The following is a 26,729-nucleotide window of genomic DNA, read 5'->3' on the forward strand; positions in this document are numbered from 1 at the left end:
AGTGGCGGGGCTTATTTACCTCATTGGTATACCATCACTACTTGGCAATGGCTACTCAGACTTCTTCTCTAATTTCATTACCTACCCCGGTGCAGAAAGTGCCACTGACTTCCTGAGCTTTATTGCCAATGTGGCCAATGATTCCTTCCTTCCGCTGGGTGGCTGTTTAATTGTATTCTTTGCCGCTCATGTTTGGAAGAAGCACAGTTTGGACGAAGAACTTGCCAACGGATCTCCGAACTATAAAGGCTCATTTGTTCAGAAATACTTACACTTTGCCATTAGCTATTTAGCACCAACCATTCTGGCATTTATCTTTATAATTACGGTGTTAAAAACATACTTTGGCGTAAACCTTTTTTAAAGCTTACACGAATTTCAGATATTGAATCCTCTCCCTGAAAAGAGAGGATTTTTTTATGCTCAAACTAAAACTGACTTTACTTCTGGGGTTACTCACAGGCCTATCAGCCTATGCACAATACCCCCTCATTGAAACCCGGGCCTATATATGCAAGCAGCCCATAGACTCACTGATGATTGACGGAAAAGCTGACGAACAATCATGGAAAAATGCTCAGTGGACAGACGATTTTGTAGATATTGAAGGGCATAAAAAACCTAAGCCCCATTTGCGTACCAGGGTAAAAATGCTCTGGGACGAAAACTACTTTTACTTCTATGCTGAATTGGAAGAACCCCACATATGGGCCAAACTAAAACAGCGCGATACGGTGATTTTTTACGACAACGACTTCGAAATATTCATAGACCCTGACGGTGACACTCACCATTATTATGAATATGAAGTGAATGCCTTCAACACCATCTGGGATCTTATGCTTACAAGAGCCTATAGAGACAATGGCCAGGCCATAGATCACTGGAATATTAACGGAATTCGTTCGGCTGTTCACATTGAAGGGAGCCTCAACAACCCCTCCGACACGGATAAATACTGGTCGGTTGAAGTAGCCATGCCCTGGAATGCTTTGGAAGAAGCGGCTTTTAAAGGAAAAAAACCTAAAGCCCGAGACGTTTGGCGCGTTAACTTTTCCCGGGTTCAGTGGGATACCAAAATTGTAAATGGTGGATATGAAAAGATTGTTGACCCCAAAGCCAAACGACCGGTTGAACATAACTGGGTGTGGTCTCCTCAGCGCATTATAGCCATGCACGAACCCGAGTATTGGGGGCAGGTAGTCTTTTCGGCCAAAACGGTGGATCAACCTGACCAGTATGTATCTGATTTTGGCTCTGAAGAAGTGAGACAACTACTGGCTCATATACACCGAAACCAACAGCAGAGCAAGAAAAAAACCGGCTCATACACTGCGGCAAAAGACCAATTGCTGGAAGCCAAAACTTTTCATGTAGGCAAACCTATTGTATGGCAGTTACAGGCCGATAAATACCGCTACCATGCCATTATGCAACACCCATTCAATGCTGGCATCGTGTGGCATATAGACGAAACAGGAAGACTATGGAAAGAATTTAAGTAATGGATAAAAGACAGTTTATTAAACAACTAGGCCTTGGAACAGCGGCCATAGTGGGAAGCCCCCTGCTATTTCATTCATGCCAACCTAAAGACACCATCAGCGACTTTAAACTCTGGATTTGGACAGGTGGAGGCAATAAAACAGAAGCCGATTGGGATAAAGAGCTGGAAGGTCTTAAGAACCTGGGTTTCTATGGTGTTTTAGTAGGCGGTGGAAAACCCGTACTGGAAAAAGCTATTCCTGCCGCAAAAAAACACGGACTGCAAATACATGCCTGGCTATGGACCATGAACAGGCCGGGCGACCCAACCGCCCAGCAACACCCCGAATGGTATGCAGTAAGCCGAGAAGGCAACTCCAGCTTTGATGTACGGCCTTATGTAGACTATTACCAGTGGCTTTGCCCTACCAAACCTGAGGTTCAGGAGTTTGTCTTTAATGGCATGATGGAGGTGTGTGAAATAGAAGGATTAGATGGTATTCAGCTCGACTATGTGCGGTACTGCGATGTAATTCTTCCCCGAGGACTATGGGAAAAGTATGATCTTGTGCAAGACCATGAAATGCCCGAGTTCGACTTTTGTTATTGCGAAGATTGCCGAAACAAGTTCAAAGCTGAACAAGGATACGATCCGCTTGACCTGGATGACCCAAGCACTGACAGCCAATGGAGACAATTCAGATATGATTCCATCACTCATTTGGTAAATAAAATTGCCGAAGGTGTTCATCAAAGAAAAAAGCAAATATCAGCCTCCGTATTTGCCACCCCATCGCTCGCCCGTAAGATGGTAAGACAAGACTGGGACAAATGGAACCTCGACTTTGTGTTCCCCATGGTCTACTATAAGTTTTATGCCGAAGATATAGGCTTTATGAAAAGAGCAACCGAAGAAGGTCTGAACGATTTAAATGGAAGCAAACCGTTGTACACAGCCTTCTACCTGGCCGACAAGAATGATAAGGAAGTGGCAGAAGCCGTAAAGCTTGTGAAAGACACCAAAGCCAATGGTATGGCCTTCTATGATTACGGACTACTTAACGAATCCTTCCAAAAGACCATTACAGAAGCCTTGAAACAATAAGTGCTTCTCCAAAAGAAAAAGAGGCGGTCTCAAAAGCTGAATGTCATTCCCAATAAAGTTGAGCATGACCATTATAGTTGACTTTTGAGATCGCCTTCTTATTATAATCAACCTGCTACCCGAAAAGTAGAACCGGACTTTGCATCTTTCAAAAGCTCATTGACTCTTTCGGCCCACCTTTTGGCCATTAGTGGTTCTCCATTTGGTAGGGCTGTTGACTCCGAATCGAAAAGAATTATCCTCTCTTGTGCCTTACCGGATTCTGGATGAAAAATCAGTGAAACCTTATCCATGTAGGCTTCTTTTCCTACTTGCCTTTTTTGGATTGCTACCGTACAATTCTTCACCGCAACCAAGTCTATGACCTTATTCGTAAAGCCGATCTTTTGATCTCTTGTATAAAAGAGGTATCGGTTTGTTTCATCGATACCCAACCCGAAATCAAGTCCCAACTCATGTGCCTCAACTTGGGCAGCCTGTCCTGTGGCAAGCACCTGTAACTGATTGATTAGTATTTTCTCTTTGTTCTTTCTACTTCTTTTTAAAAGCACAAATATGTATATGCATAGGGCTAAAATTGCCAGCCCAAATAGTGTTGTTCTAAACTCCATTTGATTAATAATTAATTGATAACAGAAATGACTTCTGTCTTAAACTGTTTGGAACGATACGAAGGGAATACCTTCAAAATAGACTAGCCATTAAACCGTACCGCAGGGCCGTCTCAGGTGGTGTTTTCACAGCATCTGAAACACTCCTTTCCCAAGACACCAATGGAGACAAACCACAGAAGTCTGATGTTAACGGCTTAAGTAAGCCACCCTGTAAAAAGAGGGCTATAAAAAGAAATGCTTTGGATAGAGCCTGGCTACGAGTTTTTCTAAAATAAGAGCCTCGTAGAAAACCCGTTTCTCCGTAAAAAATGCCAGCCTATGAGCTGCATCAAGAGCCTTCATAGCTTTGGCATTCTCTTTCTGCAGGTCGGAAGACGTTGGATCACCGGAGTACTGAGTAAAACCGGTTGCTACAGACTTTACTAAGGATCCGGGGATAAAAAGAGGAGAATGAATCGATTGAATGGTCTCACCTTGTCCGTCAGTAACCAAGCCATGCAGATGAGCCGTTTTAGAGGCAAACAAACCCTGCCCAACCGTAAGCCCTACGGCCAGAAAGAGACTTACAAGAATAACTGACTTACGATACAATCTCAACAAAATGATATAAATACACGAAGTTAGGCGAAGTTAGTATCTCTTAGGAAGAAAAGGTACTAAATAGTTTTTAGGTGTAAAGAAGGATGCCTCAAAAACCACAAAACCCGTTCTTCTACTCCCAAGCCTCAGGGTCAGAATCCTTAGTACTGAAATTAAATTCCTAAAGCTCCTGAAACAAGACCGGCTGTAGACAGCGACAGGTTCTCGATGACGCTAGACTGAATTTTCAGACAGTCTCTAAGGTTAGTTACTGGTTTCTACCGGCACTGCCTTGGCCCACACTTTGGGTAAGTCTGGATTCTCTTTTTTATGCCACCAAACGGCATAATCGGCACCAGACTTACTGTAATACTTTTCGATGTATACATAATACTTCTTCTCCTTGGCATCGTAGTGCAAACCGGCATCTTTGAATTTCTTCTTCATTTGCTCCAATACTTGCTCATTGGCCGCTTTATCGGCCGAATTGGCAACCACGATAAGGTAGTTTTTTTTGTCATCTACTTTGTCTTGTGCCATAACCTGGCCTGCAAAAAAGCTCAACAAAAAAACCGTAAACAGAGAGGCGAATATTCTTTTCATTGTATAGGGTTTTTAATTATTCAGTGAAAATACTAAGATTATCCGTTTTGACCTAACCATAAAAAGCCACCCGTACGGTGGCTTTTTATTTTGGCTATTAACCTCAACCTTCAATAGCCCATCAACTTATTTTTTAATGATTTCCATTTCTACCCTTCTGTTAAGGGCCCGGCCTTCTGCAGTATTGTTATCAGCCCTTGGATTGGCTATGCCATAGCCTTCGGCCTCTAACCTGTCGGACTCAATTCCCTTGCTCATCAGGTAGGCCTTAACTGCCTCTGCCCTGCGTTTGGACAGTTCCAGATTAGACTGGGCATTACCGCTATTGTCTGTATAGCCCGATAGCTTGAGTCTCAACTCTGGGTTGGCAGTCATTAACTCGGCCACCTGATTGAGCGCATCGTGCGACTCTTCTTTCAGGTTGGCGCTACCGGAATTAAAGGCAACTGATTCTGTAGCCAGGCTCAGGGCTCTTTTTATTTCTTGCTCCCTTTCTAATGCCAGTCTCTCCAACTCTTTCATTCTTGCCAGTTCTATAGCCTCAATACGCTTTCTCTCTCTTTCAGCTTCTGCATTCTTGATAGAGTCTTGTCTTGCTTTTTCAGCTCTTAGGGCTTCTAGTCGTGCGGCTTCTGCCTTGGCCAGCTCTTCTTGCTCTATCTTCTCAAACAGTGCTTTGTAGGCTTCTTCGGCTCTTTGGTTCTTCTCTTTCTTTTTGCCTTCTTCCAGGCTCTTCAAGTAGCACAGGGCCTTTTCCTTGTCTTCCGGATTCACCAGGTTCTCATCGAAAATGCGCTGGTCTATGATTCTGTTCACTACGGCAAGCCCTTCTTCTTCACAGACATTGGCCTTTTCTTCCGGGGTATTGAGTTGATAGTGAACACCAAATTCATTGAAGCCATCGGCCAAGAACGGGGCGTCTTTCTGCCCAAAATCATAGTTGTAGTTAAACAACAGCTTGGGCAACACCTGGGCACCAAAGCCTATGGATGGGCCATAGTTATCACGATAGCCTAATGAGGCACTGAATTTTTCCTTGAAATTGGCCTGAGCCATCAGGTCTAGTTCGGCACCTATGGTTTCTCTCATCCTCATGCCCAAATAGGGTGTCAGGCTCAGATCCGGATTAATGGTAAAGCTGTAACGCACGCCTCCTATAAAGTCAGGCACGTTGTCATCGTTAATGCGGATATAGGCATCGTCTGAAAGGCTTTGGTTGATTACAGTTGGAACGGCCACATCTACGCTTAATCTGCCACGTCTGTAGCTGGCCGATAAGTCTACACTCAAGGAGCTTCCGTTGTTGCCCAGTAGGTCTACCAGCACATTGTCCGATGGGTTTTCCGGGTTCACTCTTTCTTCGTTCAGGCTGAAGAAAGAAAGACCAACCTGGCTACCTATGCTCAGTCCATCTTTTCCTTCGCCAAACAGCTTATAACCTACTCCTCCTGAAAGTTTTACCTGGCTGGTGAAGCCTATATCGGCTGTGGTCAGGTTACCGGTAAAGGCCAGTTTATTTCTAAAGGTGGAGTTATAGGCCAGGGCGAAGTTTTTTGGAGCACCGACCAGCCCCCCAAACTGGTCGCGGTACACTAAACTTATGTAACGGTGCTCCTGAAAGACTGCCCCGGAAGGATAAGCCAAGGTTGCGGCATTGTAATACTGGTTGTACAAAGTTACTTGCTGTGCCTTGGCTCCTACTGCAATCAAAGCCATAGTGAAGGCAAGGATGAATTTGTTTCTGATGTTTTTCATTTGCTTATGCATGACTTTGATGTTTATCTGTTTCTAATGATGGTTAAGAAGCCTTTAATGGTTCTGGCCGGGCTTGTGGACTGCTCATTTTCAAAGATGAGTATCTCGTAATAGTAGGTACCATCCGGTACCGGATTGTCTTTGAATGTTCCGGCCCAATCGTTGGTGTAATTCACTTTACTGTAGATGAGTTTTCCTCCTTGTGCAAAGATTTTTACTTGGTTGAACGGGTTGTCCAGCAGGTCTTCAATCACCCAGGTTTCGTTGATTCCATCACCATTTGGCGAGAACACGTTCTTTACATCGGCACCTGGTTGGTTCTGGGTGTATTCCCTCACCGGCTCGGCCACCACATCTTCAATGGTTATGCTGAAGGTTTGCTCGAAAGTAAGCCCTCCGGCATCGGCTACCTGCACACGGATGCTTCTGCTTGCTCCGTCTTCAAAATCGATGGCTCCGGCTGTGCTCAAAGTGTTTCCACTAATGGCAAACTGCGCATTGTCGGCATCGCCATCACCGGCCACCAGGCTATAGGTGAAGCTGTCTCCATTGTCCGGATCGAGCGACATAAGCTGACCTACTTCCTGGGCTTCATCGGCTTCTTCAATGGTGGCATTGGTAAGGCTCAGCGTAAATGGTGCTTCGTTTACATTGGTCACCGTAATTTCAAAGGCCTTGGCAAAGGTTCCGCCTTCTCCATCGTTGGTTTCAATACGAACAGAGTAGCTGGCTTTATCCTCAAAGTTGAACGAAATATTGTTCGTTTTTAAGGTTGAACCGTCAACCGTGAAGCTGGCATTGTCGGTATCTCCTGCCCCACTTACTAATGCATAAGTGTGGGTGTTACCGGCATCGGCATCGGTGGTAGTCAGTGTTCCAATAGCTGCATCCAACGCATTGTTTTCAGCTATTGAAGTAGCACTTAGCGTAATATCGGTCGGGAAGTTATTGAAGTCATCGTTAACGATGGTTACCGTGGCTCCATCACTGATATCAACTCCCAAGGCAGTGCTTAGCTTGCTCATTGAAACAGTCAGTGTTTCATTCGCCTCAATAATCAAATCGTTGGTTGGAGTTACGGTAAAGGTTTGTGTTTCTCCGGCTGTTCCGGCAAAGGTCAACGTTTTACCCGCAACGGCTGTGTAGTCGCTATCGGTTAGTGTTGCTGTTCCATCTGCCGTATTTATTTCTACCGTGAACCCGCCCTGAACGGCATTGTCCAGGGTAGCGGTAACTGTAATGGCTCCGTCTCCTTCATTTCCGCTGGCATCGGCAAGGGTTACTGCCGCAGCATCGTCATTCTTGATTGTCAATACGGCCTGATCTGTGATTACTACATTGGCTGTGGTTCCGGCCAGGTTGCTCAAGGAAACAGTAAAGGTCTCATCGGCTTCGAGTTTACTATCAACGCCCGGTGCAATATCGAGTTGTTGAATTTCGCCATCGGTTCCGCTAAATGTTAATGTAGCTCCACTTACAGCAGTGTAGTCTCCATCGGCCACTGTAGCCGTGCCATCGGCAGTCGATAAATCAACCGTAAATCCGCCTTCTATAGTCCCTTCAAGTGTAGCTGTGATTAGGAAAGACTCTCCATCTTCAAACTGGCTCACATCTTCAATGGTTACCTGTGCATCATTGTTCACAATGGTATAAGTGAACACCGTATTGGTACCCAAGCTGGCACCAGAGGCATTGGATAGGGTTATCACTACGGTCTCATTTTCCTCAATAAGCGCATCGTCAACAATTGTCAGGTCTATCGTTTTACTTAACTCTCCTGCTGCAAAACTGAGTGTACCATTAACAAGGGTGTAATCAACTCCTCCTCCTGTGGCTGTACCCGATACGGTATAGTCAACAGTGGCGGCAGAAAGACCAGCCTGATCCAGGTTCACCACAATGCTACTGCTGGTCACTGATTCTGTACTGCTCTGAGCCGTTGTATTGAATGAAACTACTGGCACATCATCGTTTAGGATGGTTATTGTCGCCTCATCCGTAATGGTTACTGTGTTCGCAGCATCTGTCACCAAGTTGCTCATGCTTACCGTCAGTGTCTCATCGCTCTCTACACTCGAATCGGCCGTTGGGGTGATAGTAAAGCTTTGGGTCTCTCCTACTGTTCCGGCAAAAGTGATGGTTTTGGCAGTCACAGCGGTGTAATCGGTACCTGCTTCGGCAGTTCCATTGCTTGTACTTACATCTACCGTGAAGCCATCGACTACAAAGGCATCGGAAGTTAGGGTCACCGTAATAGCACCATCATCTTCATTGGCCGATACATCGGCAATGGTCACCGTGGCTGAACAAGCCTGCGAATCGTTCTCTATTGTCCAGTTGAAGTTGTCAATCAAGGATTGTCTGGCGGCTGTGCCTGCGCAGTATTGAAGGCCTTCAACTCCAAAATTGACATCACTTTGTAATTGTTGAGCGGCCCAACTAATAAGGGTAGCATCGTAGTTAGCCACCGACATACCTGAATGGCTAAAAATACTGTTTAGGCTTCGAACTCCTGAAATGTCCCAGGTGCTGAGGTCCTGATCGAATGCTGTCGCATTTTCAAACAGGTTGTTCATGCTGGTAATGCCATTATCGCCAGTAGTCAAATTCCAACCGCTAATGTTTTGGTTGAAGGCCGAGGCATTTTTAAACATGCTGTTCATGCTTGTGGCGGCACTCATATCCCACTCACTGATGTCCTGATTGAACACCGAGGCTCCTCTGAACATGCTGCCAAAATTGGTTACTGAGCTTACATCCCAGCTTCCAATATTCTGATTAAAGGACTCGGCATTTTCGAACATGGAACTCATGTCTACAATATTGCCAGTCTCCCACGATGAAATGTCCTGATTGAAGGCCGCTGCCTCATAGAACATTTGGTTTAGCCTGTCGGCATTAGGGAACCTCCATGAGCTAATGTCCTGGTTAAATGACCTGGCATCTCTGAACATGGCCGTAAGGTTTTCGGCATTGGTCGGCTGCCAGTTGCCTATGTCTTGGTTAAAGGCATGGGCATCTTCGAACATACGCTCCAATTTAGTGGCATTGGAAATATCCCAGTTGCTGATGTTGCCATTGAACGCATCGTTATTCTGGAACATGGCCTGGAAGGTTTCCACCTTGCTCACATCCCAGGAGTTAAGGTCTTGGTTAAAGGCATCGGCATCATTGAACATTGCATTCATTCTGGTGACGTTGCTTACATTCCAGCCATTGATGTCCTGATTGAATGCTTTGGCATCGTCAAACATGTTCGACATATCCGTTACACTACTCACATTCCAGCCTGTGATGTCACCATTGAATAGCAATGCATTATCGAACATCTTATCCATTTTAGTCACACTGCTCACATCCCATGAATTGAGATCTTGATTGAACACCGCTGCATCAGCAAACATGGACGACATTGATGTTACCGAGCTTACATCCCAAGCACCAATTGGTTGATCAAAACTCTGAGCATAGCTGAACATGTAAGACATATCTTGAACAGCGGATGTATTCCAGTTGGAGATGGATGAATTGAAGTTTTCAGCCTGAGCAAACATGTAGGACATATCGGTTACTGCACTGACATTCCAGCCACTTATGTCTCCATTAAAATCGCTCTCTTTGAACATCTCAGACATATCGGTGATGTTAGAAACGTCCCAAGATGTTAGGTCTGGGTTACCAATGAAGGTTCTCTCGAACATACGTTTCATTGAGGTTACCTGGGTAAGGTTTGGAGCATCAGTAGCATTGATATCGAAATCAGCAGCGATAAATGCACCTTCCATACTCTTCCACTCAATATCGCCCCACTGCTCAACAGATCGAAGTCTGGAGAAAGACAATTCAAACTGTGGAAACTGCCCACTTACCTTAACAGTATAAGTGCCCTCAGCCGCATAAGTATGTGAGGCTGCGCCCGTTTGGTTTGTTTCAACGGTGCCATCTCCCCAATCAATGTCGTAGAGATAGGTGTGACTCCCCAAAGTGTTGAAGAATGTTCTGGAACGATTCACATCTCTGCTGGTTATCTCCCAGGTGGTAATGAATGGTCTCTGCTCTACAGTCAGTTGACCATTAACTAAGTTGAGGTTATAGTTAGTTGCAGCACCACCAGTAAGGGTGATATCATACGTTCCAACTGGGCTCGACTCGGTTGCCGTGGTGGCTATGGTCGGTTCTGTAATATTGGCTTTAGAGTCTCCATTTACAAAACCTGAATAGCTTATGGTAAGCTCAGGGTTGGCCTCTCCCAAGTATTTGGTCTGATCGTCTGCCGTGGCAGTCAAATCGGCCTTTTCAATGGTCAGGTCAGCACTCACGAAACTTATGTCGTAGTTAGGGTTGAACAGGCTACTCTGCAAGGCATAAGTACCAACATCTTCGCCTGCAACCCTGGTAATTGCACCGCTCAGTTCGTCACCGGTATTCAATGAACCACTGGTGATTGAATAAGCAAAGTCAGGGTCATTGTCGCCATAGGTTTTGGTTGCGGCCTGGGCTGTTATGGTCAGACTTCTTTGTGAAATAGTGAATACTCCCGGAACAGCCGTTATTTCATAGTTAGCGGCATCGGTACCGTCAGTCAGGTTAATGGCATAAGTACCCGGTGCTTCACCAGCATCTCTGCTTACGGTCACCACTTCATCGTCACCAACTATGGAACCGCTTGTTACGGTAAATTCTAAGGTCGGATCGGTATCGTCAACTACCTTACCGGCATCGGTTGCTTTCAATGCTATGGCCTTTTTAGCCACTGTTATGGTGCCTTGTACCTGACGAGCTGTATATTCAGCATCTTCAGCAAGGCTTACATTAACAGTAATCTCACCCGCATTACCCAAAGTCACAGTAGAACCATTGATAGCTGCTCCGGTTTGGTCATTATCGAAGGTGTAAGTAATTGCCCCCGATGAATTGGTCGAAGCACTTAAGTCAAAGTCGGCATCGCCATAAGTTTTGGCTATATCACTTAGTGAAAGGCTTGGTGTTTTCTTGGCAATAGGACCTACCGCTACGCTTTCAACATCGGTACCACTAACCTTACCATCGTTCGGTGTTACCTCAAAGCTGATGTATTTACCGGCATCGGCAGCCGTTAATACATAAGTAGTGGTGGTGGCTCCTGCTATTTCTGTTTTGCCGGTTCCTGAGTTGTCGTCAGAACGGTACCATTTAAATGTGGAATTATCGGCATCCAATTCGGCATCTATAAAGTTATAAACACCGCGCAATGGGGCATCTACTTGCAGACTGAACACTACATCGGTACTTACTGCATTTACTGACGGTGCTGTGTTGCTTGCTTCTACGGTAATGGTAAACTCCTGATAGGCCTTATCATCGAACTGATCTGCCAGCTCGAGTTGTACTAAATGTTCTCCCACATCTGACGAAGAAGGATTGCCACTCAGTACAAATCCGTTTACTGAAAGCCATGTAGGGCCCACCAGTTTTACCAGTGTAGGCACATCGTTGTTTAGGTCTTCATAGGTGACTGTGTAGGTGTATGTCTCGTTGTCCATCACAGTGGTGACGGCATCGGAGGTAAAGGCTGGAGCAATATTGGTAAAGCCATCGTTAACCACTATTGACCCAAAAAATGTGCTTTGCTCTGCTGTTCCGGTCAATACACCATCGCCAGGCGTTACTTCAAAGCTCAAATACTTACCATTGTCATCATTCACAACGGTGTAGCTTTTGGTGGTTGCTCCGGCAATAGCCACTCTATTAGCACCTGCAGAATTATCGGCTCGGTACCATTGGAAGGTCGTACCCGATTCAGGGTCGTCATTCGCATCTGAATATGCGTACGAACCTTCCAGTACCCCATCAACAACCAAAGATTTTTTAATGGTTACCGCCTGCGCCACTGGAGCCACATTGGCTTCTTTTACTGTAAAATTCCAGGTGGTTTGGCTGGTCAGTCCTGCTGAATTATTGCCATCGGCATCAACAAAGGCTGAGGCATCGAAAGTAACCGTGTAGAATTGACCTTCCAGTAAATCACTGTCTGGGTTAATAGTTACGTCTGCTCCTGAAATAGCCACCTCATTAGAAGTTACATCAATTACAGTTGCAGTTCCTGTTGCAGGAGTTAGGGTGATATTACCTGTTCCTTTGGTCACCGTTTCGCTCATGGTGAAACTCAGGTTGGCATCTTTGGCCACATCTACCGAACCATCGGTTGGTATAGTGCTAATTACCGTAGGTACCACAGCAGCCACTACTGGCCCTGCATAGGTGGCGAATGCTTGTGTTCCTGCATCTGTTCCATCGTTTGGTGTTACCGCATAGCTAATGAACTTACCTACCTCAGAAGAGGTCAATGTGAATGTGCTTGAAGTTGCTCCACTTATTGCAGTTCTATTGGCCCCGCTCGCATCATCGGCTACATACCATTGAAGAGTTGAACCCGATTCTGCATCGCTATCTGCATCGCTATAGTTATAAGAACCTGTAAGCTCCAGATTGGCTTCTAAGCTACCAGCAATGCTTACACTACTAGCTACCGGTGCCGTGTTAGGCTGGCTTGTCGTGGTAAAGCTAATCACCGTTGGATCGGTAATGGCTGAAGTTTTCACTTCATTATTGCTAATGAAGGCTTCGTTCTCTATCAGAAGGTAGTAAGCCGTATTGTACGCTAAATCGCTAGACGGATTGATGGTTACTTTAGAACCACTGTAGGTCAAGGTGTTGGCAGGGAAAGTTTCAACCACATTATCATTGGCATCATATAGCACCACATTGTTGGCTGTGGTTCCTCCTTCTCCGTATACATAAGCCTGAATGTTTTCGCTATAGGTCAGTGTTATGTTGGCCGAAATGGCCACATCTGTGGCATCGTCTGCCGGACTTGTGGCAGTGAGCATTGGGGTGCTTGGCAAGGCCAAGGTGGTGAATCGCCAAACGGTTGGATCAGAAATACCCACGTGATATCTGGCTTCTTCATAGGAAACAATAAAGCCATCATCTATCAATACATAGTATTCGGTTCCCGGCTCCAGTTCATCATCATCGAATTCGAAGCGGATAATAGGTTCATCACTTCCATACGAAAGGTCTCTGCTATTTTCTCCATCGTATGCAATGGTCTTCACCAATTCATTGGTAGAGGCTTTGTATATCTTAAAAGCTCCTAGCGGGTCTCTTTCCAGGCCTACGTTTTGGCTGGTAAAGAGCTTAAAGTCATCTTCCGAATCGGCTTCATAGGAAGAGCTTCCTGTGGCCGGGAAGAAGCGGGTAATAATACTCTCTTCAAAATCTTCGGTAGTAAAGGTAAAGGTTGTCTTATCGTTTACTTCCGCAAGCTCTTTAGTTCCGTCAAGGTTTAGTATAAAGCCCTAGTCGTACTGCACATAGTAAGACACTCCTCTTTCCCAGGTTTGTGAGAACCTGATGGTGGCATAGGCTCGCGAAAACTGCGGCTGATTAGTTATGGTTACAGCAGAAGCATCGATGGTTTCTAACACGCTATCATCGCTGGTTCTGTAAACTGTTAGTGTTCCCGAACCTTTTTGGATAGACTCACCAAAGGTGAAAGACAACTTATCACTGTCCATAAGTGCATTTTTAGTTGCACTGGGGTTGGTAGAAGTAATTGGCAGTGCCTCCACAGCTTCTTCGGTGGTAAAACTCCAGGAGGCTTTATTGACAATTCCTGAAAAGAACACCTCTGTATTGGCTACGGAAAACGCGGTCTCGGGAATTAAGATGTAATACTCTGTTCCATTGTCGAGTGTGACATCTCCCAACGAAAGCTGTACAGTGGTGCCATTGACTGTTACCTGGTCTGAATTTACTGCAATGGTAGCTACAGTAGCATCGTCTAAAGTGCGCTTAATGAGTATGTCTCCCGAGCGAGCAGCAACGGCCTGATCGAAGACAAACTCGAAGTCTGTGTTGGTAGCTACATCCACGGCATCATCTGCCGGGGTAAGGTCATTCAATACAGGAGAATCCACCGAAGCTGAAACAGTCAGCACGGCTGTATTTGAGATCTCTGAACGGCCTTCTTTTGTAACTAAAACAAAGTACTCACTCTGGTTGACACTTTGAGTGAGGTTGTTTATGGTAAGCTCATGAGTATCTGCACCTGTAATTTGGTTATCAGCACCGGAGTCGGCTTCATTGTTGAGTTGCTCTTGCTCACTGTAGATATATAAGCCATACTGGAAAGTGCCCAAATATAACTCCTTACCTGAGCCTGAAATTTCTGTAATTTGTCGAGTAATGCCTTCGATGGGATCCAATGTCCATGTTGTCCCTCCATCGGAGGAGTAGGTCAAACTAAGCCCTCCATTGGTCAAAGCATAAATTTGACCATCGCTTGCATAGATAGACCTCACATTATCTGAAGGTCCAAATCCACTTGTTGCAGAGGTTATGGTATTCCAGTTTCCTGCCACATTTGAAGTTATGGAGAGCCCGGCATCGGTACCTACATAAATTTTACCTTGATCGTAAAAAACTGTATTGACCATAGAAGAACTTGAATACCCATTTTCACCAGCTTCTACTTTAATCCAATTGCTTTCACCCAAGGTAGCATAGAATAGTCCTGAGGACGTTCCGAGATAGAGTTTACTTCCATCACTGGTTATGGAATTCACTGCTCCAATAGTAGGAAAACCATTTTGTCCAGCCACCTGCTTTGTCCAGCTGACTCCTTGATCTTCCGAAATAAAGAAGCTCGCCCCATTAGCAGTATACATATAATCTCCTATGCCAAAAACAGCATCGAAAGTGGAGCCAAACGACCCTGTGAGTCCATTCTGACCAACTTCCGTAAACGTCCAACTGACACCATTATCTCTGGAAACAGCTACTCCATCGGTAAGGGCCAGATAAATATTATTGCCCTTTGAGTAGATTACGTGTACTTCTCTTTGAGAAAAGATATTATTCCAAGTAGCCCCGCCATCTTCTGACATAAAAAGACCTCCGCGACCTCCACCATAAATCTTAGTTCCGTAGGCAGAAACAGCCCAAATAAAACTATCACTGGTAGATATATCTTCATTGGCTTTAAGAACAGTGCCACCTTCTTTTTTGGCTAACCACTTGTAGGTGGCTCCTCCAACTTCGTTTACTGAGAAAGTAACGCTCTCCCCTATCCCGGCCGACTGATCCGTAGGTTGAGTTAAAATTAGTGGAGACAACTCTGTGGTGAATGACCAAACATCCTTAGAGTTTATAGCCAGGTTTCCGACATCGCTTTCATCCTTTACCAAATTGGCACTCAAAGTAACGTAGTATTGGGTGGCATAATCCAGCGAAACACCGGAAGTAATAGAAACCGTTGTTCCATCAATAGTCAGATCATCTGCCGTAAGTGTTTGCACTAGGGCATCGGTAGCATAATTGTAAATCTTTAATTCGCCTGTTTGTATGTCGATTGATCGATTAAACCCAACAATGAGTTCAGTATCGATAGCAACGCCTGTGTTACCATTTTCTGGACTAAAACTACTTACTGCAGGTACGTCCAGAACATTCAATAACAAATCATCTGACTGTTGTGTACAACCATCCTTAGTAACTTCAACGAAAAAGACCGCTCCATTGAGTTCAAGAGAAGTTTTGCTTATTGTTAGTTGGTGGGTGGTTGCTCCTTCAATTAGATCGGTAGCGCTACTGGTCCGGTCTTCAAGTCTGAGGTTATTTCTATAAACAGACAATCCATTACTTGTACCTATTTCAACTCTATCATTGTACACATAAAGTGAATTAACACTTTCAGAAGACATGCCATCACCCTCATCAAAATTTGTGAAAGTTGCCCCTTGATCCGTAGATATAGATAAACCATCGGTGGTACCAACATATAAGGTGTTATCGTGGACTTGTATTGCTCTTATAAAATTGCCTACTAATCCATCATCCTTTGTTTTACTTACCTCAAAAGACTCACCTCCATTTGTGGAAATGGAAAGACCAGCAGTTATACCTGTTTGTGTAGCTACGTAGAGAACCCCATCAGATTCATGTATAGCTCTCACGTGGTTATCTATTAATCCATCGGCCGTGGTTTTCTGTGTAAAAGTCAAGCCTCCATCTCTGGAAATAAAGAGACCATTGGACGCACCAAAATAAAATACACCGTCTGACTCATGAATCACTTCAAACTTACCTCCAGCACCGGCACTAGCATTCGTAATTACATCAAAGCTCTGACCACCGTCATCTGAAACTCTTAAAGTGTTTGTTGCCAGAAAAATGACCGTATCATTAACATATACATCATTCACGCCAGGTTGCGATGCAGTTTGTTCATATAAAACTGTGAATGAGCTCCCTCCATCCTCTGAAACAGATAAATCGTTATTTAGCTGAACCACATAAATCTTTCCATCATGCTCAACTACTTTCTTAACATCGTTTAAAGAAAGTCCTTCCGTAGTTGTACGATTTGCGAAACTTTCACCATCATTTGGTGATATATATAATCCATCGTCTCTGGAACCAAAGTAGAGCGTTCCGTCACTTGATCGATAAGCATAAGCAACTCTTGGATCACCAGGTATATCTACGTTATCAAATCCTTCTTCTTTCTTATACCACTGATAAGATGCTCCGGGAATATCTTCTACCTCAAAAGTTACGGTAGTAGTAGCTGCTATTGTTTGACCGGTTGGCTGTGTTGGTAATAGGTTGGTATAACTAAGGCTAAACTCTTCGGTTTTTTGGAATAGCGGTGTACCATAGGTTACGGAATATTGTGAGGTACCTTCTTCTACCGTTATGTTGCCGGTGGCATCGGTATCAAATTCAGCACCATCCTTTTTCCAAGAGAATGAATAATTAGCAGAGGCATCATAATTAGTGATTTCAGCTTCCTGGTTTGTTACAAATATGGTGCTGTGAGAGGCCAGGCCATTGTTGCCGTTGTCGGTAAGGTCGCGCATTTGGTTGTCTGCAATATTCTTATGTGTACCATAAGCTGCTACCAAATTAGTGGCATCATGGGCCGGGGCAGCAGTCATAATTGCAGAAACTTCTTCGTTGCTCAGCACTTTGTCCCAAATGGTAATTTCCGCAAGCTTGCCGTCTAAGAACCCTTCCGGTTTGTTATCGTTATGGCGTGCACCCAGTAGGGCAAGCCAACCGTCTGAAACGGGCATATTGAGCGTACCACTGTCTTCTTCTGTACCATTTACATAAATCTTGGTTTCACCGGTGCTATGATCGTAAGTATAGCCTACATGGTACCAGGTGCCGTTGCTAAGCGCGGTAGAGGAGTTAATTCGGCTGGAACCATCAAACACAGCCAGCTTTTCGGTTTCTCTTAAGTAAAAGCGGCTCTCCTGGTCTATGTCAGTGTTCTGAAGCACAAATACATTGTTGAAATCACCGCTGCCTATATTACTTTCTTTGTTAATCCACATAAAGACGGAACGGTTTTTTCCAACCAAAGCATTGGCCACAGTGTTCACTTCAATGTAATTGCTCTCGGTTTCTTCAAAGTCCAGATAATTCACCTGACTGGTTGTTACCGTCCGGGTTACGGGATCGTTTGAGCACAGGGTTTCGTCAGTAATTTGGTCTACTGTAGTGGCATTGTCATTTACCGTTATAGACCATGAGTCGGTGCTTTGAATAAAGCTGCGAGCCGCAGTAAACGTATAGTTACCTGCTTCCACGTTGGTGGTAAAGGTATTAGCTGTAGAAACTTCTGTTCCGTCTTTTTTCCATGAAATATTCTCATACCAGTCTACGGCATTGAAACCAGCAACCGACTGAACATTTCTGAAGTCAATGACAAAATTGTTTTTCATTACTCCATCATTCCCTTTGCCTGAATGGTCTTTGAGTATGGCAGTATCGTCATTGCAATCTCCAAATACGGAGTAATAGCCCACCAGATTGGCATACTTAGGATGGCCATTATTGATTTTGGCCTTCATGGCCTCTCTAATATCGGCCCCGGTAAGCACTTCGTCCCATACAGAGATTTCTGCCATGTCTCCATTATAAAAATCACTGGTACTTCCGCCATCAAACTCCTGACCCAGTGAATATTGTGCAGATGCATTTGGAACGGAGGTTCCGGTAGTAAATCGGTCATTTTCTATACCATCAACATAAGTTACCGTTTCACCTGTGGTATGATCGTAGGTCCAGCCTACATAGTGCCAGATGTTACCGCCCATGTTGTACGATGAAGACTCATTGGTGGAGCCCCCTCTGTTTACTTCCAGATTATTGCCATCATCATCTACCCAAAGGAAGGACAGGTTATCTCCGTTAGCTGCATTCACTGCAAATAGCGCTTGGTTGCTACTCACACTGTTTTCTGTCTTTACCCACATAAAGACAGAGCGGCTTTTTCCATCTAAATCATCTTGCAATGCATTTAGGTCTACCCAGAATTGCTGTGATTTATCGAAGGAAAGTACACCTGTAGCGTTGGTGTTGGCCTGATAGGTTACGTTACCTGATTCGGCAATGATGGCATCTACAAAAACATCTGAATCAACTTCTGCCCTATCGAAAGTGACGTTATATACTGTTCTGGTTTGGGCGTTGGTGTCTTCGTCCAGAACCGAGCCTGTTTCTGTAATTACATTACCGAGTGGGGTGGTATAGGAAAGATTCGCACACTCTGTTACATTCACCTCGTTACAGGTAAATCCATCAGGGCAACAGGTAATGGATTCATCGACTGTGATATTATAAGTAGTAATGGTGGTTCCGATGGTTTCTTCAACTGTGGAGGTTTCTGTAATCACCTGCCCTCCGGTTGTAGTGAAACTCTCGGAGCTACATATGGTCTCGCTCACACTATTACAAGTAAAACCATCGGGGCAAAATGGTATGAAATCGATTACTAGATCACTTGTAAGTTCTCCCGTATATCCTTTGTTTTCACTTGAAGCACCACCATCAGCAGTACCTATTTTCACCTGTTGATTGTAATTCCAAAATGCCAACCAGTAGGTACCAGACTCTATGTAAGGTTGAACATTGTAAGGGTGATCCTCCTTACCTTCAGCTTGCTTAGCATAATACCCTTCAGACCAATTGGTAAAATCATACGGCTCGTTTCTTGCAGCTTCATCAAGAATAAATCTCTTACTCCAATCATACCAACCCAATTGCAGAGAATCCCTATATCCACAGAAATTGCCTGATTGTACCGCTCCAGCTTCCTCGGCCGTACTGAAAGTTGATAAATCCGATGTTTGTGTTGGGTTTTCATTAATCTGCTTATAAGCAATAATACTTCCTGCCAAAGCTGTATAATTAGACATCTGGGCACGAAGCGAACCTCTTTCTGGTACTTCTACTTTGATCCATTTAACTTCACAACATGGAAAGGCATTACAACCACCCAACATTCCTTCAGGTGTACCGTCATTGTCGACTTTTGTATCTAAGTCTTCAACAATAAAGGGAAAGGTACTTACCTCTATTGGGTTTGTAGGCAATTGAGTAGTTGATGTTTGCCCTAAAAGCGAGCTGCTCCCAAAGCATAAAAGACCAACAAAGACAACGAGTCTGATGAAAGGATTAAAATTCATAAAGTTGATGTTTCGGTATTCAATAGTTAGTAGCGAATAAACCAATGGTTTATACAGCATGAAAAATTTTGTTCTGAACTAGGGCTGGCTTGTTCTGAATGTGAATTGATTGATAATTTCTATTTGGTTCGGGCCTCGATTTGGCTTTTGACACTCTACCATGGTAGGGCAGAAACTCCCTCTCAGAGTGAAAGGGAAGAAATGCAAAAATTGACGTTGAGGCTTACGCAGTAAGCGCACAAAGATAATAATGTATAGCTGGCAACCTGAGCAATTGTTCTGAAAGTAGTGTTTTTTGTTCTGAGCCTCCTCCTCTTCGGGTTTAGTTATTGCCCGGAGCAAAGGCTGAAAAACTAGCTTTAGAGACCTGGAAAGGCCATTGTAACGCAAGGGACCGCTTTGTGTACTGTCTTCTGATTGGCGGGCTTTCGGTGTTCTTTTTTGAGTAGACCCTGAAACAAGTTCAGGGTGACGTGCTATTCAGGGTGATGGGCTATTCAAATTGATGTGCTACTCAGGCTGACTTGCTATTCGAGGTGGCGTATTACTAAGGGCGATGTTTTTTTGAGTAGACCCTGAAACAAGTTCAGGGTGAGGTTCTATTCAGAGTGACGCGCTATTCGAATTGATGCTGCTCAGACTGACGTGCTATTCGAGGTGGCGTATTACTAAGGGCGATGTTTTTTTGAGTAGACCCTGAAACAAGTTCAGGGTGACGTGCTATTTAGGGTGACTTGCTTTTCGCGGTCACGTGCTATTTAGGGTGAGGTGCAGCCGAAGGTAGCTACTGAGGTAGACATTCCATAGAGGGTGGGATATTACTTAGGTGACGCACGGTTCAAGATGAAGTGCTCCAAGGGTTTTATTCCACACGAATCTTCCTTAGTAAATCGTCCCGGTAGTTTTTTCCGATGGGTATCTGCTCGTTGTTCATAAGCACATAGGCGGAGTTAATAGCCTCCATGTGATCTACATTGATAGTAAAACTCCGATGGGTTCTGTAGAAGTTTTGAGGAAGCCTTTCCGAAAGGTCTGTTAAACTACCTCTGATGAGGTGCTTTTGCCCGCTAACGGTATGCACTTCTACATAGACATGGTCGCTTCGTAAAAAGCGAATATCGCTAAGCTTAACCTTATGGAAGAGATTCTTTTCTTTAATGAAAATGGCATCTTTAATGAGAAGCTCCTCCTCTACCTTGGTGTTGTTTTTTTGCTCGGTATAATTATGCAAAGCCAATTCGATGGAGGTGTATAGATCGTCTTTTTTGAAAGGCTTTACCAGATAGGCCGGAGGGGCCACTTTCTTTACACGCTCAATGGTGCCCGCATCGGCATTGGAGGTTAAAAAAATAAAAGGAAAGTCGAACTGCTCCTTAATGGTCCAGGCCAGGTCTACGCCATCCTTCTTCCCTCCCAACTGAATGTCTAAAATGGCCAGGTCGGGTTTTTCGGCTTCTATGGTTTGCAGTGCTTCTTCGTAATTAATAGCCGGCTCAAGTACTTCGTACCCCAGGTCTTCCAGAATGAGGCAAATATTATCGGCTATTACAATTTCGTCTTCAACAACTAAAATTTTAACCCGGCTCATCAGATGGCTTTTCTTTCCAAAGTATCGGTGAAAGTAATGATAAATTTACTGCCTTGCTCATAATAATATTCGGCCGAACCATAGAGCTGTTTGGATAGTCTTCTTACCAGCCTAAGCCCCAAACTTCTGGCTTTGGTGAGATCGAAATCGGCCGGCAATCCCTCACCCGAATCGGCCACAGTAAGCTGATGCTTGCCTTCCCCAAGAGAGGTCACAGACACGCTTAGTTCACCCTTGTTTTCTTTGAAGGCATACTTATAGGCGTTGGAAATGAGTTCGTTGAGTATCAGGCCTAATGGCACGGCCGTATCAATATCGAAACGGGCATCGCCATTGGCGCTTATTTTAGTTTTTACGCCCCCGGCTGAGGGATAAATGGTGGCTAGTTCATTCATAAGCTGATCTGCATATTCTGCAAAATCTATGGTGGCCAAATTTTCGTTCTGGTATAGCTTCTGGTGAATAAGCGCCATAGCCTTGACCCTGTTTTGCCCTTCCATAAAAGTAGAAAGTGCCTTTTCATCGTCTATACCTCTGGACTGTAAGTCGAGCAAACTGGAAACCACTTGCAGGTTGTTCTTTACCCGGTGATGAATTTCCTTGAGCAATACCTCTTTCTCTGAAAGTGACTTCTCTATGGCTGCGTTGGCCTTTTGAAGCTTTTGTCTACTCTTGTAAACTATTACAGCAATGGCTAGTATGAGCACTAACACCACTATACCTCCATAAATTATGAGGTTTTGCTGTTTTAGGCGAGCCTCTTGAGTTCTTTGCGTTTGCTGTAAAAGCGCGTTTTCCGCTTCTACTTTTTCCGTTTCATATTCGGTTGCCATTCGCGCCATTGCATCTGACTGAGTTTTTTCGCCTGTTTCCAGATTGGCTTCGTTTAGCAGTTTGGCATAGAGAAAACCTCTCTCATAATCGCCCAGCTCATCATATATATCTACCAGGCTTTGAGCCGCCATTACTTTTACCTCCAGCGAATTGCTGGTATTGGCATGGCTCCAGGCTTTTTCTCCATAGGCTGCGCCTGATTGCAGGGCCGTATTTTTTAAGTACCGGTTGTTGGCATAGACCGAATCGGCCTGCGCTTTCTTGGTACGGGCCAGGTGAGTGTATATCTGACTTTTAAATCGATCGCTTGCCCCTTTGGGTACTGTTGATTCTGCATTGAGCAAAAAATCTTCTGCCTTTTTGTACTCTCCCAGTTTCACGTAAATGGTACCCATATTTAAAAAGCAGTCTGAAAGAAGATAGGTACTGTTGACTTGCTTAAAAAGCTCACCGGCCTTGTCGTAATATTCCAGGGCCTTACTAAGACTGTCTTGAGCGGTGAGTACATCGGCAATATTCTTATAGCTCACGGCCTGGTTGGGCACATGGCCTGCTTCAATAAAACCGGCCAGTGCTTCGGTATAATGACTTTTGGCTTTTTGCGGCTGGTTGAGCTTATCATAGGCCATGCCCATGTTAAGAATAGTGCAGGCTACATCGTACACACTCCCCTTCTCTTTTCTCATTTCTAAGGCCGTAAGGTAGTATTCCAGCGATTTGTCATAGCGGCCAAGTCGGTAGAGAGATAGACCACCGTTGTTATAGCTTCCGCTCACATAGGCTGTATTTAGTGTATCGCTGAGTTGTGTGGCTTTGGTAAAATAGACCACAGCACTATCGTATTCATATAAATGACTGTCGAAGAAATACCCAATACAGAAATAGTTATAGGCTAATTGGTTTAGGTTGTTCTGTGCTTGAAAGTAAGGAATGGCTCGTTTGAGGTATTCAATCCCTTTTCGTTTTCCATCGGATGAATAGCCATAGGCCAGGCCCAAATAGGTCAGCACCCTGTTTTTATATTCCGGCAGGCCAATCAAAGAGGAGTTATTGGCCGTTTTGAGGGCCCGCTCTCCATAGTAAATGGCAGAGTCTGAATTAGGAACCCTATAGTGGTTCATAAGGGCAATGTCTGCTTCTACCCGGATTGAATCGTGTGTGGCGGTTTGCCAAACGGACAACAAGGAATCTACTTTGGACTGTGCAAAAAGAGAGGTGGAAGATAGTAACACCATCAATACGAGAGATAATCCTCTACAGTATTTGATTCGTTTCATTTAAGGTAATTCTGAGTTGGGTCTTCTTTAATCAACTATAAACATACCTTCTTTTTGCAAAGGTTGCTATCTGAAACTGTCTGAAATTACAGGATGACGAGAGTAGAAATTAAAAAGGCCTCTCTTTCGAAAGGCCTCTTTTCTATTAACAGCAAAGGTTAGTTATCTCTTTTCTTAATCACAATGTAGTCTACTGACTTTTGTTTCACCAGATTGTTGAAAGCCGGTAAATCATTGTTCATAATATTTCGGAGTTTAGTCAGCTCAGCATCTATTTGCTGAGTCAGCTCCACTCTTACCTCTTCGGCCTGACGAGTAGGTCTCCACTCTCCTCCTCCGGCAACTCCAAGAAGGGCAGCCAGCTTGTTATTGAGACGTATTGGGAAGTTGAGCGGATCTTGCCCTGACTCATTCTTGGTTTGGTAGAGGGCTTCTTCTACTTCCGTCATTTTAGCCAATAGCTTTTTACCTTCCTCAACTACATCCTTATACTCCTCTTGTCCTTTAATCTTGTCCATTAAATCGTTCATTTGCTCGCGTGCAGCACGAATGTCTTTAATGGCTCTGTGAGTTTCGGTAACCTTGTCGCGCACTTTAATGAGGAAATCGTATTGTGCTTTGATGTCGGCATCGGTGGAAGGATAACGGGGATCTTTGATGAGGTTAAAGGTAGTTTCTTCTACCTGATCGCCTACTTTAAGTCTGGCTCTGTACTGCCCGGTTGGCACCAATGGCCCCGGACCTCTAACAGAAGCTGCCCACATAATCAGGCCGTCAAACCCTTCTGCATTTTCAACCCTCATGTTCCAGTTAAACGAATTGAGTCCGGCCTTCACGTCTCTCTGATCGAAGCTATCGATTAGCTTACCCTCGCTATCATAAATTTCTATGGATACTTTGGTGCCTTTGGCCGGAGCTTCCTTCATGTTGTAATAAATTACTGGTCCGGTAGGAGCATTTTCTCCGTACAACAATCCGGCATTACCACTACCACCACGGAATCGGCTGCTGCCTGAGCCCATTAAACGATAGGCATCCATTGGTTTGAAAAGGTGCACATTTTTGGCTGCGATTTCATCGGACAACTGATGCAGTATGGTAAGGTCATCAATCATCCAGAAACTACGCCCTTGTGTGGCTGCAATCAGGTTGTTGTTCTTAATGGTTAAGTCGGTAATTGGCACAATAGGCAAGTTCATCTGGAACGGTTTCCAGGAGGCTCCATCATCGAAAGAAATGAACATTCCACGCTCAGTACCCGCATAAAGCAATCCTTGCCTTTCCGGGTCGGCCCTTAGTACACGGGTAAAGTAATCGTTAGGAATTCCAGTGGTAATTTTTGTCCAGGTTTTACCGTAGTCTTTGGTTTTATACAGGTATGGCTGATAATCGCCCAGCTTGTATTGAGTACCGGCAATGTACGCTCCACCTTTCACAAACGGATCTGCATCAATGGAATTAATCATAAGATACTTAGGCATATCGGGAGGAGTCACATTGGTCCAGTTTTTTCCTCCATCGCGAGTCACATGAATGAGGCCATCGTCTGAGCCTGCCCAAATTAATCCTTCTTCGTATGGCGATTCGGTGGCAGCAAAAATAGTGGCGTAGTACTCTACCGAAGTATCGTCATACGTAATAGGTCCTCCAGATTTACCCAGTTTATCCGGCTCGGCCCGGGTAAGGTCCGGACTAATAATTTCCCAAGACTCTCCTCCATTGGTAGAAACATGTACGTGGTTTGAGGTGGTATAGAGCTTATTGGGGTTGTGTGGAGAGAAAAATATTGGGAAGTTCCACTGAAAGCGATACTTGTAGTCTTCAGCTCCATGTCCCATTGGATTGTCTGGCCAGGCATTTACGTTGCGGCTTATGCCCTTATCATGATCTACCATTTCCAGGTAACCTCCGTAGCTTCCGCCAAATACTACATTGGGGTTGTCTGGCTTGGGTGCCAGGTGAGCACTTTCTCCACCGGCTGTAGATTCCCAATCGTTTTCTGTGATGGCAAAACCTGAGGTTCTGTGGGCAATTCGCACAGTTGAGTTGTCTTGTTGTGCTCCATAAATTCTGTACGGAAACGCATTGTCTGTAGTAACCCTGTAAAACTGAGCAGTGGGTTGGTTCATATAAGTAGACCAGCTCTCGCCACCATCATAAGATACCTGCGCTCCGCCATCATCGGCAATCACCAAACGCATATTATCTTCCGGAGCAATCCATAAATCGTGATGATCGCCATGCGGTGCCCCATTTGACTCAAAAGTTCTTCCACCATCGGTAGACACATGGTAGGCCACATTCATCACGTAAACCTTGTCCACATCTTTGGTGTCGGCATAAATTCGGGAATAGTACCAAGCCCTTTGCCTCAATGCTCTCGATGAGTTGGTGTTTCTCCAGGTTTCCCCACCATCGGTAGACTTATATACGCCCCCTTTGTTGGCTTCTATAATGGCATAGATCACATCTGAATCTACCGGAGAAATGGCCACTCCGCTTATTCCTATTGGGGCTTGCGGCATTCCCGATTTGTCCATTAGGTTTTCCCAGGTTTCTCCACCGTCTTTAGACCTCCAAATACCGGAACCTTCTCCACCGGAAGTTAGGCTATAAGGGGTTCTGCGCACTCTCCAGGTACTTGCCATAACAAAGTCCGGGTTATTGGGGTCAATAGATACGTCTACTGCTCCTGCATCGGCATTGGCAAAAAGAGTTCGCTTCCAGGTTTTCCCACCATCGGTAGTCTTATAAATACCTCTTGTTTCGCTCGACTTGAATAAGTCGCCCATAACGGCAGCCCATACTATATCGGGATTTTTCGGATGCACCACTATACGCCCTACATGCATCGCGTTCTTTAGACCAATGTTAGTCCAGGTTTCTCCTCCATCGGTAGATTTCCAGAAACCTTCAAATCCGGATGAGACATTCCCTCTAACGGTTTGTTCACCCTGACCCACATAGATTACATCTGTATTGGAAGGGCTCACGGCCACAGCTCCAATGGAACCGCCAAAATAGCCGTCTGAAATATTTTTCCAGGTTTGCCCTCCGTTTTCAGTTTTCCATACTCCGCCACCGGTTGCTCCCATGTAAAATACCTGGGGTTTGCCCGGAACACCGGAAACAGTTGACGCCCGACCGCCCCTAAACGGACCAATGGAACGCCACTCGATGCCTTTATAAACATCGGCTTTAGGATCAGAAGCACTGGCTTCGGGTTGCTCTCCCCGCCTTCTGCGCTGGGCCTCTACATCGAATACTGTAGAGAAGAGCAAGCCAAAGACAAGCACCAGAAGCTTCGTCTTAAAAATTGTGGTAGTCTTCATAGTTCTTAGTTTGATATTGATGATTTGAGTAGTTCAA

At 44.7% G+C, this 26,729-nt stretch carries 11 protein-coding genes and 1 pseudogene; 3 read left to right on the plus strand and 9 right to left on the minus strand.

From position 1 onward, the window contains the following. The 3 genes and pseudogenes from B3763_RS01920 to B3763_RS01930 all read left to right on the plus strand — a co-directional run. Positions 1–364: pseudogene (locus tag B3763_RS01920) on the plus strand (sodium-dependent transporter); the annotation flags it as partial. Positions 365–419: 55 nt separating this feature from the next. Continuing rightward, a complete protein-coding gene (locus B3763_RS01925; RefSeq protein WP_286743046.1) occupies positions 420–1,505 on the plus strand; it encodes a carbohydrate-binding family 9-like protein in 1,086 nt (361 codons plus the stop codon). Next, positions 1,505–2,590 (plus strand): family 10 glycosylhydrolase, encoded by a 1,086-nt coding sequence (locus B3763_RS01930; protein ID WP_286743048.1) that lies wholly within the window; start codon positions 1,505–1,507, stop codon positions 2,588–2,590. The genes B3763_RS01925 and B3763_RS01930 overlap by 1 nt, the downstream gene beginning before the upstream one ends. 107 nt (positions 2,591–2,697) lie before the next feature. Here B3763_RS01930 and B3763_RS01935 read toward each other — a convergent pair whose 3' ends face one another. The 9 genes from B3763_RS01935 to B3763_RS01975 form a co-directional block, all read right to left on the minus strand. Next, positions 2,698–3,201 carry a hypothetical protein gene (locus B3763_RS01935; protein WP_286743049.1) on the minus strand — a complete coding sequence of 168 codons (504 nt, stop codon included), beginning with the start codon at positions 3,199–3,201 and terminating at the stop codon, positions 2,698–2,700. A 225-nt stretch (positions 3,202–3,426) separates the two neighbouring features. Continuing rightward, positions 3,427–3,801 (minus strand): hypothetical protein, encoded by a 375-nt coding sequence (locus tag B3763_RS01940; RefSeq protein WP_286743052.1) that lies wholly within the window; start codon positions 3,799–3,801, stop codon positions 3,427–3,429. 246 nt (positions 3,802–4,047) lie between these two features. Next, the gene (locus B3763_RS01945; protein WP_189629782.1) at positions 4,048–4,386 is read right to left on the minus strand and encodes a hypothetical protein; all 339 of its coding nucleotides are present in this window, start codon (positions 4,384–4,386) and stop codon (positions 4,048–4,050) included. Between the two features lie 126 nt (positions 4,387–4,512). Further along, a complete protein-coding gene (locus tag B3763_RS01950) occupies positions 4,513–6,141 on the minus strand; it encodes a PorP/SprF family type IX secretion system membrane protein (protein ID WP_286743056.1) in 1,629 nt (542 codons plus the stop codon). Between the two features lie 23 nt (positions 6,142–6,164). Then, positions 6,165–13,238, minus strand: a complete 7,074-nt coding sequence (locus B3763_RS01955) for a BspA family leucine-rich repeat surface protein (RefSeq protein WP_286743058.1) — start codon at positions 13,236–13,238, stop codon at positions 6,165–6,167. Positions 13,239–13,481: 243 nt separating this feature from the next. Further along, complete coding sequence (locus B3763_RS01960; protein ID WP_286743062.1) at positions 13,482–19,721, minus strand: LamG-like jellyroll fold domain-containing protein; 6,240 nt, start codon at positions 19,719–19,721, stop codon at positions 13,482–13,484. Positions 19,722–20,523: 802 nt separating this feature from the next. Then, a complete protein-coding gene (locus B3763_RS01965) occupies positions 20,524–21,249 on the minus strand; it encodes a response regulator (RefSeq protein WP_189629779.1) in 726 nt (241 codons plus the stop codon). After that, complete coding sequence (locus B3763_RS01970; RefSeq protein ID WP_286743068.1) at positions 21,249–23,360, minus strand: tetratricopeptide repeat-containing sensor histidine kinase; 2,112 nt, start codon at positions 23,358–23,360, stop codon at positions 21,249–21,251. Before B3763_RS01970 ends, B3763_RS01965 begins: the two co-directional genes overlap by 1 nt. 158 nt (positions 23,361–23,518) lie before the next feature. Then, positions 23,519–26,692 carry a VPS10 domain-containing protein gene (locus tag B3763_RS01975; RefSeq protein ID WP_286743073.1) on the minus strand — a complete coding sequence of 1,058 codons (3,174 nt, stop codon included), beginning with the start codon at positions 26,690–26,692 and terminating at the stop codon, positions 23,519–23,521. Positions 26,693–26,729: the final 37 nt, after the last annotated feature.

Origin of the sequence: Roseivirga sp. UBA1976 (assembly GCF_002336325.1) — a bacterium.
Classification (GTDB): Bacteria; Bacteroidota; Bacteroidia; order Cytophagales; family Cyclobacteriaceae; genus Roseivirga; species Roseivirga thermotolerans.